This window comes from Kitasatospora sp. Ki12 (assembly GCF_054601375.1).
The window spans coordinates 727,097-740,155 of sequence record NZ_BAAIHT010000002.1 but is presented as its reverse complement, the minus strand read 5'-3'; the positions used below and the strand labels follow the sequence as shown (position 1 = coordinate 740,155).

Below are 13,059 nucleotides of genomic sequence, written 5' to 3'. Positions count from 1 at the left end.
GTGTCGACTGTCCTCCGGTGCCCGGGCGACTCGGCCCCGCCGTTCCCCGCCAATGCACCGATAAGATGGCTGCAGGTGTGCCGGGAAGACTGGTCGGCGCGGGGGATGACTGCGGCGATCGGCGGCGGTGACCCCGGTTCTCGTGATGGAGTCCTTTCCGCCGATGCACGTTGTGGCGATCGTTCTCGTCCTGGTGGTCCTGGCCACGGCCGTGGCCACCTTCGCCGGGCGGCTGCGCGTTCCCGCGCCGTCGCTGCTGGTCCTGGCGGGCATCGGAGTGGCGCTGGTACCCGGCGTCCCCGCCCTGCACGTACCGCCGCAGGTGATCGGCATGGTGGTCCTGCCGCCGCTGCTGTACGCCTCGGCCGAGGAGCTGTCGCTGCGCGACCTGCGCGCGGTCTGGCGCCCGGTGACCGTCCTCTCCTTCGGCCTGGTCTTCGCCTCCGCCGCCGCCGTCGGCTTCACGGCCGTCGCCGTCGCCGGGCTGCCGCCCGCGATGGCCTTCGTCCTCGGCGCCGTCCTCTCCAGCACCGACCCGGTGGCCGTCACCGCGCTCGGCCGGCGCCTCGCCCTCCCGGGGCGGCTCCAGGTGCTGGTGCAGGCCGAGAGCCTGTTCAACGACGCCACCTCGCTCGTCCTGTTCAAGGTGGCCGCCGGGATCGCGGTGGCCGTCGGCGCCTCGGTGAGCCTGCCGGCGGCGGGCGGGGAGTTCCTGCTCCTCGGCGGGGGCGGCAGCCTGGTCGGCGCCGCCGTCGCCGGCCTGGTGTGGCTGGTGCGCCGCCGCACCACCGACCCGGTACTGGAGACGGTGATCGCCCTGGTCACCCCGTACGCGGCGTACGTGCTGGCGGAATCCGCGCACACCTCCGGCGTCACCTCCGTCGTGGTCGCCGGCGTGCTCCTCGGCCGCTCCGGCCACCGGCTCACCGACGCCCGCATCCGGCTGCAGCTCAACGCCGTGTACGCGGTCGTGGTGTTCCTGCTGGAGAGCGTCGTCTTCTCCATCATCGGCCTGGAACTGCCCACCCTCGTACGGGACCTGCCCGCCGGCACCGGCTGGTGGCCGCTGCAGGCACTCGCGCTCGCCGTCGTCCTGATCGCGGTGCGCGTTCTCTCCACCCTGCCGCTGACCCGCGCCGTCAAGCCCAGCCGCGGGCGGCTCTCCTGGCGGGTCGCCGGGGTCGTCACCTGGGCCGGCACCCGCGGCGTCATGCCGCTCGCCGCCGCCCTCTCCATTCCGCTGCTCGCCGACGACGGCACCGGGCTCACCGGACGGCCTCTCGTCCTGGTGCTGACCACCGCCGTCGTCGTGTTCACCCTCGTCGTCCAGGGCCTCACCCTCGCCGCCGTCGTCAACCGCTCCGGCCTGGCCCTCGAACCCGAACACACCGCCCGGGAGGAGGACGACGCCCGCGACACCCTCAACCGCGCCGCCCTCGACCACATCGACCACCTCACCGAACTCGAAGCCGTACCCGACACCGCCCTGGACCGGGTCCGCCGCGCCCTCACCGCCCGCCTCGACCGCACCCCCGAAACCCCCGACGGCACCACCGCCGACACCGCCTACCGCCAACTGCGCCGTGAGGTCATCGCCGTCCAGAGCGCCGCACTGCACCGCCTCTACGACGAACACCGCATCAGCGACACCACCCGCCGCAGCCTCCAGCACGACCTCGACCGGGAGGAGGCCGCCCTCGGCACCCCCTGACGGCCGGCCCGACGCCCTCACCGTCCTCAAGTCCCTCCCGCACGAGTCCGTGAGCGCCGTCATCACCGACCCGCCGTACAACAGCGGCGGGCGAACCAGCTCCGAACGCTCCAGCCGCCCTTCCCCGCCCATCAGGACTCCTCGACCGCCCGTCGGATCAACGCCCCCGCCTTCTCCAGGTCCGCGGACGAGGCGATCCGCACCTCCAGGTCACCCGTCCCCAGGTGCCCGGTGCCGCGTACGTCCCGTGTGAAGCCGGGCTCCAGCTCCACCGTGTCCGGGTCCAGCCGCAGGTACGTCAGCAGGACCTGGTGCCCTGGGCGGAACACGACGGACGCCACGTTCAACATCCGCCGGTAGGCGACGTGGTGGTTGAGCGCCATCACCTCCAGGTCGCCCGCTGCGGTCAGTACCTCGTCCAGCTCGCCGTACAGCTCCCGCAGACACTCCGGCACCTCCACCTGCGAGGCCTGCGCCGGCGCCCGTGCGGCTGACGACCCGTCGTCCGCATCGCCGACCGGACAGGTCGGCATCGGCCAGACGGAAGCGGTGACGCCCGGGACCGTCTCGACCAGCTGAAGTGTCAGCAGGTCCGGACCGAACACCCGGTAACGCACGAGGTCCACCCGGTGGTCCCGCCGGTGAAGCGAAACAGCGGCCCGGTCGTGGCGCGAGAACTCGGCCGCGACGCAGATCGCCCGAGGCCGCCGCCAGTCGACCGCCTCCGACACCTCGGCCCCCAGGCGTCTGCGCACCAGCACCTCCAGGAGTGTCGCCGTCCGAAGGTTCGCAGGTGAGGAGTCCCAGGCGGACCGTCGGCAGCGGTCATCGGAGCGCCCTTGCGGAGGAACCCGACAGATCGACCGGACAACTCCGGCGACAAGTCATCCGGACAGGCAGTCACCGCCGCAGGTCGCGGAGACGCCGGGCGAGAAAGTACCCCCATAGGGTATGCAGGTGCCTGGACCGGATCTGCCGGGCGATGTCCGGGCAGCACGGCGATACTGGAGCTTGAGCGCCGTGCGCCCGCGCGGCGGCGAGAGGGGCCTCGGCCATGGCTGCTGCTCCCAGGAAACCGACCGATGCCCGGCGCGCCAGGATCGAGGCGCTGCGCCGGGAGGAGCGGCGGCGCACGCGCCGCCGGAAGATCGTGTACTCGACGGCAGCGGGTCTCATCCTGGCCGGGCTGGTGGCGGGCGGCATCTGGGCCGTCACCTCCGCCGAGGACAGCGCGTCGACGAGCAAGGCGAGTCCGGTCGCGGGCGTGCAGACCTTCGGGACGCCGGGGCGTGCGCACGTCCAGACGCCGGTGACGTATCCGCAGACCCCGCCCGTCGGCGGTGACCACAGCCCGGTCTGGCTCAACTGCAACGGCGAGGTCTACACCAAGCCAGTCCCGAACGAGAACGCCGTCCATTCGCTGGAGCACGGCGCCGTGTGGATCACCTACAACGACAAGATCACCTCGGCTGATGTCGCCGCCCTCGCGGCCAAGGTCCAGGGCAAGCCGTACACCTTCCTGAGCCCATACCCCACCGAGCCGGGGAAGATCACTCTCACTGCCTGGAGTACCCAGCTGGTGGTGGACAGCCCGGGCGACCCCCGCGTCGACGCCTTCCTCGCCCGGTACGTCCAGGGGCCGCAGACACCGGAGCCCGGTGCCCCGTGCATGGGCGGGCTCACGCCGTAGTGCCTGAGAGCGGTGCGGGTCACGCGGCCGGAGGCGCTGCCGTCGAGCTGTCAATGCGCCGACGGATCGTTTCCCGGAAGTGCTCGCACTCGGTCAGGTCGTCGTGGTCGCAGGCCGGCGCGCACTCGACCAGGGTGACTGCGGACCGCGCTCGCGCGATCTGCTCGCTGCTGCCGCTGCTGCCGCTGCTGCCGCTGCTCGGCGACCTGGCAGGGGCAGCACTCGCCGCGGGGACGGTCGAGGGCGCGCAGGCCGAGAACTGGCTCGCTCGGCAGGAGCGACGCGCGGACGGCGACCGGCTGTTCCTCGCGATCCCGTTGTTCCTGGCCGCCGCCCGGCGGCCGTGGTGAGTTGTCGCTGAACGTGAGTTGTCGCTGAACGCCACCCGTGTCACCGGTCGTAGACGGGCGGCTCAACGATGGTCGGGTCCTTCGAGGTCTTGGCGACCGGCGGGTCGGCGGGGTCTTCCCCGGTGGACCAGGGACGGACGTTGCTGTCGGGGCCGCCGGACCAGGGCTGGAGGAGGGCGTTGACCGAGTCGGTCGGGTGGGTCCCGGCGACGCCGTAGATCTGGTTCGGGTCGAGCCGTTCGGGGTGGCCGGGCGCGTTCTGCCAACAGGCCCAGAGGCGGTCGACGTTGGAGTGGAGCAGGAACACGAACGGGTCGTGGAAGGAGAAATGCGGGTTGGCGATGGTGCCGCGGATGTAGCCGCTGTGGATGTAGTTGTGCGAGCCCTGCAGGACCTGGTCCATCGCGGTGTACTGCATTGGCTGCGGCAGGTGGTCGCCGCTGGTGGTGATCGTCGCGTCGAGGGCGATGCCGAAGCCGAACAGCACCGTGATCAGGTCGGCGACGACCGGCGGGCCGGGTGCGACGTCGCGGTGGACCAGGTGATGGCCGGGCTCGGTGGACTCGAAATCGGGGAAGGGCTCGCCGATGTCGCTGGAGGCGCTGCCCATGAAGTGGGTGGTGAAGAGCGCGACGCGGTCGTCGGTGGCGACACGGGGGTCAGTGGTCCAGTCCCAGTAGTGCAGGGACAGCTCGGGGTCGACGATGCGCAGCAGGCGTTCCAGCCGGTTGCACAGCTCGCGGTGCCAGGGCAGGAAGGCTCTGCCGCCGTGGACGTCCTGTCCGGCCACATGGGCGCCCTTGTGGACCTCTTCCTGCTTGTCCCAGAAGGTCACTCCGTCGGGGTAGGTGAACTTTCCGGAGTCGAGCTGCTGGAAGGCCTCCTTCAGCCGCCGGCGCTCGTCGTCGGTGATCGTGGCGACGTCTCGGCGGGTTCCGTCTCCCAAGGTCATGACACCCACCTCTCCCGTGGATGGTGGTTGTGATCTCCCCTTCTACTCTCCTCTCTTCCACGGGCTGCTGCAGCAGCCGGGCGCCTGCTGTGTGGCGGATGGCAACGGCGGATGCGTCCGGCAGCGACGGGCTGCCGGACGCATCCGGTGACGGTGGGTGAGGTTCAGCGGAAGCGGCGCAGCCGGAGGCTGTTGCCGACCACGAAGAGCGAGGAGAAGGTCATCGCGGCCCCGGCGATCATCGGGTTGAGCAGTCCGGCGGCGGCCAGCGGCAGGGCGGCGCCGGGCACCATGCCCCTGACCGTAGCCGGTCAACACGGCCGCGGCCCGCCCAGGGCATGACCTGAGCGGGCCGCGGACGGTAGGCCGGTGGCGTTCGCACTGCTGCGATCACCGCGTGGCGGCCTGTCCCCGCTCCGCCGGTGCGTCTGCGGCGGCCGCCGAGGCGTTTCCGGTGCGGATGGTGACGGCCGACGCCAGGGCCCCCACCAGGGCGATGGCGGCGGCTCCGAGGAAGGCGGCCGAGAAGCCGTTGGTCAACGCGATCGCGTCGCCGACCTCGCGGGAGCCGTGTGCGGCGGCGACGGCGGTCATCGCGGCGAGGCCGAGCGCGGAGCCGACCTGGTAGCCGGTGTTGACGATGCCGGAGGCGAGGCCGCCCTCCTCGGGGCGGGCACTGGAGAGCGCGGTGCCGAGCGAGGGGATGAAGGCCAGCGACATGCCGACCGCGGCGAGCAGCGAGGCGGGCAGGACGTCGACGAGGAAGTTGCCGTCGGGGCGGGCGAAGGAGAGCCAGAGCATGCCGGCGGCCAGCGCGGCCAGTCCGGCGACGATCAGCGGCTTGGGGCCGAAGCGGGCGATCAGCCGGGGCGCCAGCACGATCATCATCACCATGATGGCGGCGGTCATCGGCAGCAGCGCGGCGCCGGAGGCGAAGGCCTTCAGACCGAGCACCTGCTGGAGGTAGAGGTTGAGGAAGAACCACATCGGGATCCACGCGGCGGCCATCAGGAACTGGGCGAGGTTGGCGCCGGCCAGGTTGGGGCTGCGCCAGATGCCGAGGCGCATCAACGGTTCGCGCCGCTTGGCCTGGATCGCGACGAACGTGCCGATCAGCAGCACGCCCACGGCGAGGACCAGCCAGGTGCTCGCCGAGCCCCAACCCGTCTCCGGGGCGCGGACGATGGCGTAGACGGAGGTGGCCAGGCCGGCCGTGACGGTGATGGCGCCGAGCCAGTCCACCGAACCCCGCTGGGCGGACGCCGCGGGCATCACGCCCGGGGCCGTCACGAGCACGGCGATCGCGACCGGAATGTTGATGAAGAAGACCCACTCCCAGCTCAGGTACTGGGTGATGACGCCACCGAGGAACACACCCGCCGTACCGCCGGCGGGCGCGGCGGCACCGTAGAGTGCGAGCGCCTTGCCGAGCTCGTGCGGACGGCCGCCGAAGAGCATCATCAGCAGGGTCAGTGCGGACGGTGCGATGAGCGCGGATCCGGCGCCCTGGAGGGCGCGGCCGGCGAGTTCGACCCAGGCCGTCCCGGCCAGCCCCGCCACCAGCGAGCCGGCCGCGAGGACCACCCACCCGGCGGCGAACAGCCGCTTGGCGCCGAGCAGATCGGACAGGCGGCCGCCGAGCAGCAGCAATCCACCGAAGGCGACGACGTAAGCGTTGAAGACCCAGGACAGGTTCTCCTGCGAGAACCCGAGCGCGGTCTGCATCTTGGGCAGCGCGACGCCGATGATCGAGGTGTCCATGATCACCATGAACTGGGCGAGCGCGATCAGGCCGAGCGCCGTCCAGCGGCGCGGGGAGGGTGGTGCACTGAGGTCCGACACGGCCAGACTCCTATACCAGGGAGGGGTATATCTCCGAACGTGGAGGAACATACCCCCTATGGGTATCTGGTGCCAAGGGTGGTGTCCGAGGTGAGGCCGGCGCCGATGACGACACGGCCGGGGCCGTACGGCAGGTGCTTGACCGATCTCGCTTGTGTGGCGCGGTGCTTCCAGCACCGGTTTGCGGCGCCGCCAAATCGCCGGCTCTCATGAAGCTTGACCTTGCTGGAACACCCGGCCAAGAAGCATCAGTTGTCGCAAGGGAGAGTCGCCCATGTCGGAGCAGTTCATGAGTGTCCGGGAGACTGCGGAGTACTTGAGCATGTCCGTCGCGTGGGTCTACCGGGAGGCTCCTGCATCGGGGGCGCGAGTGCGCTCGGCGTCGCGGTCGTCGGCGTCATCGACGGGAGCACGAACTTCGTTCGTGATACGTCGCGTTGAACGCGGCGGCCCGGCAGTACCTGGCCGCCCTCACCGACCAGGTGCATGCGCTGGGCCGCGAAACGGACCTTCCGGCGGCCCGGCAGCGGCTCGCCGAGGCGCGCGACCATTACCGCGAGGTGTACGCCGAGGCGCAGTTGCGGGTGCCCGAGCAAGTCCTGGACCTCGCGGGCCCGTTCAGCCGAGGCCTAGGCGAGATCTGCGGCATGGTCCGTCGCCTCGACGTCGGCGCGCCCCGGGCCGGCGACTCGCCGGTCGCCGTGCGGCAGGGCATCGACGCCCGGTGGGCCGGGCTGCGCCGGGTGCGGGACGAGATGCGGGCCCAACTGGGCGTGTCCCGGGCGGATTCCGGGCCTTGAGCAGGCCGGTCGTGGCATTCGGCCACCGCCGGGCCGAGCGCCCGGCATGGTGGCGGATGGTCACGGGGGAAGTCATGGATCCGGAGAGGCGGGGAGCCGGTGGGCGACGTGGGGGACGGCGGCGTACAGGGGCTGCAAGCCTGGGTCGCGGACGCGGGGGAGCGGGTCAAGCGGTTGGTTCCCGCCTTCCGGGGCGGCGTGGAGCCGTCACAGCGGGAGTGTGACGCGTCCATCGGCGAACTCGAGCAGCTGGCCCCGCTGTTGGACCACGATCCCGCGCCGCGGCGCGGCGGGCATGTGGTTGGGCGCCGCGCTGACCCTGCGATGGAACGCCGGCGGGGCGCGGGCCGACCGGGAACGCGCGGAGTCCCTGCTGCGGGAGGCACGGGACCCCGCCACGGTGCTGGGCGCGGCGGTGAGCGTCGAGCACCGCACGTGGGCGGCGTTCTTCCTGGTGGGCCTGCTCTCGCCCCTGCAGCCGCAGCCCGGGCTGGGGTCGGTGCCCGACATGTCGGCCTACGTGGAGTGGATGCAGCGGGTGGGCCCGGCAGGGATGATGAGTGCCGCCCGGGAGCTGCATGAACTTCTCGAGGAGACCGCGGGCCTTCCGCTGCCGCCGGAACACCGCGAACTGCTGGGCCGGATGCGGCAGGGGAGCGCGGCTCCGAGCGCGGCTCCGAGCGCGGCGGGGATGCACGACCTCCTGGCGAGCATGGTTCCGGACGGAGATCCCTTCTCGGACCGGCTGCGTCAGCTGCTGGACAGGATGTTCGGAACGGCGGCCGCCCCCGCCCCGAACAGGGATCCGGACTCGGATCCGCATCCAGGAGCCGTCCCGGACCCGGCGACCGCCCTCGATCCCGACGCCGTTCGCCGCATCGCCGCCGGCCTGGACGCCGTCCACGCCACCACCTACGGCCTCCAGGAGGCGCTGAACAGCACCGACCCCCACCGGGCGCTCAACGATCTGCTCGGCCGGTTGGGTGACGTCCAGGAGGTCCATGCGGCGGCACGACGGCGAGCAGGTAGTTTGCAGCCGAACCAGTGAATCGGGGTCGAGCCCATCAAGGGGCAGCCCGCCGATGCCGACATTCGTAGGACAAGTGGACGGGTCGGCTCGCCCTGTGCGACAGGCTCCGCCCATGACTCCACCAGATGGGAGAACTACTTGCGCACGAAGCATGTACTGACCGGGGCTGTTGCGATAGCTCTCGTGGCCATCGGGGGCCCGGCGAGCGCCGCGGGCTCGGGGGACACCACCGTGACGTTCACCGTGACGGTCGGCGCGATCTCGATCACGGTCCCCAGCTCGGCCGGTCTCCCGGCCGGGGTCCCCGGTGGCACGATCAATGGGCAGCTCGGGGCGGTTACGGTCACCGACAGCCGAGCCCTGCTCAATGCGTCGTGGACGTCGACGGTCTCGTCGACGGACTACACCACGGGTGCGGGAACGGGTGCGGAGACGATCACGAAGAACAACGTGTCGTACTGGTCGGGACCCGCCACCGCCACAACCGGCAACGGGACCTTCACCCCGGGGCAGGCCACGTTCGCCCAGAAGCAGCCCCTGACTGTGGCGATCACCGCGTTCAGCATGACCAGCGGTAACGGGAACAACTCCGCGACGTGGAATCCGACCCTGGTGGTCGCGGTGCCTTCCTCAGCCGTAGGCGGTCTCTACGCGGGGACGGTGACACATTCGGTCGCATAGTCCGGCGCTTCGCCTGACCCTGCTGACTCTGCTGCTGGCCGTGCTGTGCATCAGCGCGGCCAGCACGGTCGGCGCGACGACCAGGACGGGCCGGGCCGCGAGCGCGGATCCCGGCCCGGACGGCAGCGTCGGCATCCGTCTGCTCGAAGCCCCGCTCAATCGGCACGACGATCCTCGTGCGCTCACCTCCATCGTCGACCACCTCGCCCCCGGCGCCGTGATCACCCGGCGGCTGGAGATCTCCAGCACGTCGTCTGCGCCCCTGCACGTCGAGGTCTACCCCGGCGCCGCGACCATCGAGCACGGCAGCATGGTCTTCGCCCCTGATCGCACGGCGAACGAGCTGACAGACTGGGTCAAGCTCGACCACACCAGTCTCGACCTTCCCCCTCACGGCACAGCAGAGGTGAAGGCGACAATCGACGTGCGGCCCGCGGCATCCTCCGGAGAGCGATACGCCGTCATCTGGGCCCAGGTCGCGTCCCGGGCTGACGCTTCGCACACCGTGACCACCGTCAACCGCGTCGGGCTTCGCCTCTATATCGATGTCGGGCCCGGTGGTGAACCGCCGTCAGACTTCCAGATCGGTGAACTGACTGCCGCGCGGACCAAGGACGGGCAACCCGAGGTCCTGGCCCAGGTGCACAACACCGGCCGGCGCGCCCTGGATCTCGGCGGAACACTGTCGCTGACGGACGGCCCCGGTTCCATGAGCGCCGGACCGTTCCAAGTCACGCACGGCACCACCCTGGCACCCGGAGACACCGCACCGGTCACTGTGCTGCTGGACCCAAGACTTCCCGACGGCCCCTGGACGGCACACCTGACGCTGGTCAGCGGCCTCGTCAAGCGGACCGCGACCGCCACCCTCACATTCCCGGTCTCGCCCGGGAGTTCCAGCCAGGGCATACTGCCCCGGATGGGATGGCCCATCCTGGGCCCAGCCGCCGTGATCGTGACTCTCGGATGCCTGGGCCTCCTGTTCCTCGCCGCGCGACGCCGTGGCGGGTTCCGATGAAGAGATCCCGTACCCGTCTCCGCGATGCGGCACGCCCGCAGCGGCAAGAGCCGGAACCGGTGTGGGTGACCACGCATGCCGCCGGGCCGGACCGGCGGCATGCGGGACTGGCTGACGGAGTATCGGACGACCCCACCGACTGAGACGAACCGCGATCGTGTCGCGTCGCGATGCCGTCGCTGGAGGAAGAACCAGTGAACGAACCGGCGGTCGTTCTCGCTGCCCGAACAGGAGCGGCGCTGTCCTGCGCGATCGCGCTCGTGCTGCCCACGGCCCGGCCGGCGTGGTCGGAACCCCGGAGTAAGCCCCGGCTGCTCGGTCTGTCGATCACGGTACCGACGTCGGTGAACCTCGGGAGCTCGGCACCTGGCGGAACGATCACCGGACACCTCGGCGCAGTGACAGTCGACGACAACGGTGTCGTGGCCAACTGGACGGTCACCGTCGCCGCGACGAACTTCACCACGGGCGCCGGCGCACCCGCCCAGACCATCGCGAAGGGCAGCGTCTCCTACTGGTCGGGACCGGCCACCGCGAAGACCGGCACTGGTACCGTCACCCCGGGACAGGCCACCGCGGCGCAGGCGCAGGCCCTCAGCGCCTCCCGCACAGCCTTCAGCCTGACGGGAGGCCTCGTGGTCACCTCCGTGACCTGGAATCCGACACTGATCGTCTCGGTGCCGGCCTCTGCTGTAGGGGGCGCCTACACCGGAACCGTGACACACTCGGTTGCCTAGCCGGCGACAAGACCGCGCGGCAGCGCACCGCGGACAAGCGAACGCAAGGCCCGCCCCGCCGCCGCACATCAGCCCGTCGTGGATCCGCGACCGCCACGCTTTAATCTCCTGCCGCGAGCTCGGCCGGCTGCGCCCTATTGGGCACTTCCGCCCCCCTGGGAAGGCGGTGAGGCGGGGCGAGCCTACGCACTGCGAAAACATAGCCGCAGAGCACTCCGCCCCGGCACGGGCTCTGAGAGGTCCGTACCGGGCGGTAGGGGCTACCTGGTCATCCGCCACACTGGCAGGAGCCACCGGACTGGCAGCCACATGAGCAGCCGGGGCCGCACGTGCAAGCCTCTGCCAGCGGACCTTCGATGTTCAGTACTGCCGAATCGCCCTGAGCGCGGTCCTGCGCCACACCGCACCGTCCTTCCAACTCGGGTGGGCCCAGTGCCAACCGAGGCGATCGTTCCGTGACAGGTCGTCAGGCGTCCATCGGCCTTGACAGATCGAAGGCGCCACCGCTCGTCGCCGGTAGGCGGCTGGGCGGATGCGGCGGCATCGGTCATGGCGGGCAGTCTCCCGCATTGTCATCAACCACCCGCCAGACCCTGCCCGACGGCGCCCACACCTCCCAACCGCCACACCGAACTCATGTGGATCACTTGGCTGCGAGCGGTCCGAGGTAGGTGCCCCCGGAGACGTCGATGGTCTGGCCGGTCACCCAGCGCCCCTGCGGGCCCGCCAGGAAGCCCACCACGTCCGCGACATCCTCCGGCTCGCCGATCCGTCCGAGCGCCGTGATCGACTCAAGTGCGGCCACCGCCTCGGGAACCGCAGCGTAGGGAGCGATCATGTCGGTCAGCACCACTCCGGGTTCGACCGTGTTCACGGTGATACCACGCCGGCCCAGCTCGTTGGCGAGCGACGGGCCGAGGGCTGCCAGCGCTGCCTTGGTGACGGTGTAGCCGATCTGGCCGGGTTCCGCGATCCGGGTGGCCGCCGAGCCCATGTTGACGATCCGTCCGCCGTCCCGCAGCAGCGGCAGCGCCCGTTGGACCACGAAGATCGGCGTGCTCACGTTGACCGCCAGCAGCCGCTCGAACTCCTCCTCGGTGAGCTGCCCGATCGAACTGACCGAGTGGATGCCCGCGTTGTTGACCAGGATGTCCAGGCCGTCCGCGCCGCGGTCCGCCAGCCCGGCGGTGAGCCCCTCGAACAACCGGTCCACCGCACCGCTCTCGCCGAACCGGGCCTGGACCGCGAACGCCCGGCCGCCGGCTTCGGCGATCCGCGCCACGGTCTCCGCGGCGGCCGCGTCGTTGCCGCCGTAGTGGACCGCGACCAGCGCCCCCTCAGCGGCGAGCCGCAGGGCGACCGCGCGCCCGATTCCACGTGAGCCGCCCGTCACCAGCGCGGTCCTGCCGTCCAGTTCCCCCATGATCGCTTCTCCCCTCGTGATGCCCCGGTCGAATCCGGGAACGACTCAGGCTAACTGAGCGGTTGGGAATGAGGCTGTGGATCGGCTTGTGGTTGACAGTGCCTCTGACAGGGTCTGCGGATGCCCACTGATCTTGTTCCTGACGACCTCTGGGAGCGCGGTGCGCCGTTGCTGCGGCTCGACCTGTCCGGCATCGTCGTCATGCCGGGCGGTTGCCGGTTCCGGATCGGGTTGCTCTGGTGGGAATCGTCTATGTGGTGCGCAAAGGAGTGGCTTGGCGCGATGTCCCGGCGAAACCGTCATGTCCGGTTCGGTGGGAGGTCGCGCGGAAAGGACCTGCCACGAGCCGGCACCTCGCCGCGCGGCCGACCCAACCGCGTGGCTCATCGGCTTCCGTCGGCCCTACCGCCGCTACGAGCGCAAGGCCGACCACCTCGCTGCGTTCGCCAGCATCGCGGCCGCCCTCATCTGTCACCGCCGACTCTCCACATGAGATGTCCTCTACAGCCTCCAGCACCTCGGCTACACCATCCCGCCGCAGGCCGACGCCGGCTGGGTCGGCGAGGCGCCGGGCCCGGCCCGTCCTACCTCGACCCCGGTTCCGGCGGTCCGGAGAACGACTTCACCAACCGCAACACCACCTTCATGACCTGGAACCGGCTCCACCTGGCCCGCCTGCTCAAGGACGCCGGCGGCATCCCGGCCCACGGCAACCAGCGCTCCGAGTGGGACGCGGGCTGCCGCTTCGACTTCGAGAACTCCGAGCACCGTTGAACCGGCATCAGTTCGAAGGGAACGGGGAAGACGGGCTCATCCGGCGGCGCA

General features: G+C 70.9%; 13 protein-coding genes and 1 pseudogene. 9 read left to right on the top strand and 5 right to left on the bottom strand.

The features are described 5' to 3' along the window. The first annotated feature begins 163 nt into the window (after positions 1 to 163). Positions 164 to 1,711, top strand: coding sequence for a Na+/H+ antiporter (locus ACYP53_RS20830; RefSeq protein WP_459648466.1), 1,548 nt, complete (start codon positions 164 to 166; stop codon positions 1,709 to 1,711). Between the two features lie 131 nt (positions 1,712 to 1,842). On the opposite strand, the gene ACYP53_RS20825 is transcribed toward ACYP53_RS20830, so the two are convergent. Then, a complete protein-coding gene (locus tag ACYP53_RS20825) occupies positions 1,843 to 2,466 on the bottom strand; it encodes a DUF5655 domain-containing protein (RefSeq protein ID WP_459648465.1) in 624 nt (207 codons plus the stop codon). 299 nt (positions 2,467 to 2,765) lie between these two features. Between ACYP53_RS20825 and ACYP53_RS20820 the strand changes: the two genes are divergently transcribed. Together ACYP53_RS20820 and ACYP53_RS20815 are read left to right on the top strand one after the other, a co-directional pair. Then, the gene (locus ACYP53_RS20820; protein ID WP_459648464.1) at positions 2,766 to 3,401 is read left to right on the top strand and encodes a DUF3105 domain-containing protein; all 636 of its coding nucleotides are present in this window, start codon (positions 2,766 to 2,768) and stop codon (positions 3,399 to 3,401) included. Between the two features lie 134 nt (positions 3,402 to 3,535). Next, positions 3,536 to 3,751: a hypothetical protein gene (locus ACYP53_RS20815; protein WP_459648463.1), complete on the top strand. Its 216-nt coding sequence runs from the start codon at positions 3,536 to 3,538 to the stop codon at positions 3,749 to 3,751. A 40-nt stretch (positions 3,752 to 3,791) separates the two neighbouring features. Here ACYP53_RS20815 and ACYP53_RS20810 read toward each other — a convergent pair whose 3' ends face one another. The 3 genes from ACYP53_RS20810 to ACYP53_RS20800 all read right to left on the bottom strand — a co-directional run bounded on the left by ACYP53_RS20810 (position 3,792) and on the right by ACYP53_RS20800 (position 6,545). Beyond that, a complete protein-coding gene (locus ACYP53_RS20810) occupies positions 3,792 to 4,703 on the bottom strand; it encodes a tyrosinase family protein (RefSeq protein ID WP_459648462.1) in 912 nt (303 codons plus the stop codon). Between the two features lie 164 nt (positions 4,704 to 4,867). Next, positions 4,868 to 4,996 carry a hypothetical protein gene (locus tag ACYP53_RS20805; protein ID WP_459649858.1) on the bottom strand — a complete coding sequence of 43 codons (129 nt, stop codon included), beginning with the start codon at positions 4,994 to 4,996 and terminating at the stop codon, positions 4,868 to 4,870. A 97-nt stretch (positions 4,997 to 5,093) separates the two neighbouring features. After that, positions 5,094 to 6,545, bottom strand: coding sequence for an MFS transporter (locus ACYP53_RS20800; protein ID WP_459648461.1), 1,452 nt, complete (start codon positions 6,543 to 6,545; stop codon positions 5,094 to 5,096). Between the two features lie 437 nt (positions 6,546 to 6,982). Between ACYP53_RS20800 and ACYP53_RS20795 the strand changes: the two genes are divergently transcribed. The 5 genes from ACYP53_RS20795 to ACYP53_RS20775 all read left to right on the top strand — a co-directional run bounded on the left by ACYP53_RS20795 (position 6,983) and on the right by ACYP53_RS20775 (position 10,811). Then, a complete protein-coding gene (locus ACYP53_RS20795) occupies positions 6,983 to 7,345 on the top strand; it encodes a hypothetical protein (RefSeq protein WP_459648460.1) in 363 nt (120 codons plus the stop codon). A 295-nt stretch (positions 7,346 to 7,640) separates the two neighbouring features. Next, on the top strand, positions 7,641 to 8,393 hold the full coding sequence (locus ACYP53_RS20790; RefSeq protein WP_459648459.1) for a hypothetical protein: 753 nt from the start codon (positions 7,641 to 7,643) through the stop codon (positions 8,391 to 8,393). Positions 8,394 to 8,606: 213 nt separating this feature from the next. After that, positions 8,607 to 9,056 carry a hypothetical protein gene (locus tag ACYP53_RS20785; protein WP_459648458.1) on the top strand — a complete coding sequence of 150 codons (450 nt, stop codon included), beginning with the start codon at positions 8,607 to 8,609 and terminating at the stop codon, positions 9,054 to 9,056. 40 nt (positions 9,057 to 9,096) lie between these two features. Next, complete coding sequence (locus ACYP53_RS20780) at positions 9,097 to 10,074, top strand: peptidase (protein WP_459648457.1); 978 nt, start codon at positions 9,097 to 9,099, stop codon at positions 10,072 to 10,074. A gap of 194 nt (positions 10,075 to 10,268) precedes the next feature. After that, the gene (locus ACYP53_RS20775) at positions 10,269 to 10,811 is read left to right on the top strand and encodes a hypothetical protein (RefSeq protein ID WP_459648456.1); all 543 of its coding nucleotides are present in this window, start codon (positions 10,269 to 10,271) and stop codon (positions 10,809 to 10,811) included. 643 nt (positions 10,812 to 11,454) lie between these two features. On the opposite strand, the gene ACYP53_RS20770 is transcribed toward ACYP53_RS20775, so the two are convergent. Further along, positions 11,455 to 12,234, bottom strand: coding sequence for an SDR family NAD(P)-dependent oxidoreductase (locus ACYP53_RS20770; protein ID WP_459648455.1), 780 nt, complete (start codon positions 12,232 to 12,234; stop codon positions 11,455 to 11,457). A 493-nt stretch (positions 12,235 to 12,727) separates the two neighbouring features. Here ACYP53_RS20770 and ACYP53_RS20765 point away from each other — a divergent pair. Next, positions 12,728 to 13,008, top strand: a pseudogene (locus tag ACYP53_RS20765) (flavodoxin family protein); the annotation flags it as partial. Positions 13,009 to 13,059 lie beyond the last annotated feature (51 nt).

Bases quoted from the DNA above. Each gene is read 5' to 3' on its own strand.
- ACYP53_RS20770 (WP_459648455.1), bottom strand. From the start codon at position 12,234: ATGGGGGAACTGGACGGCAGGACCGCGCTGGTGACGGGCGGCTCACGT.
- ACYP53_RS20830 (WP_459648466.1), top strand. From the start codon at position 164: ATGCACGTTGTGGCGATCGTTCTCGTCCTGGTGGTCCTGGCCACGGCC.
- ACYP53_RS20810 (WP_459648462.1), bottom strand. From the start codon at position 4,703: ATGACCTTGGGAGACGGAACCCGCCGAGACGTCGCCACGATCACCGAC.
- ACYP53_RS20790 (WP_459648459.1), top strand. From the start codon at position 7,641: ATGTGGTTGGGCGCCGCGCTGACCCTGCGATGGAACGCCGGCGGGGCG.
- ACYP53_RS20820 (WP_459648464.1), top strand. From the start codon at position 2,766: ATGGCTGCTGCTCCCAGGAAACCGACCGATGCCCGGCGCGCCAGGATC.
- ACYP53_RS20805 (WP_459649858.1), bottom strand. From the start codon at position 4,996: ATGGTGCCCGGCGCCGCCCTGCCGCTGGCCGCCGCCGGACTGCTCAAC.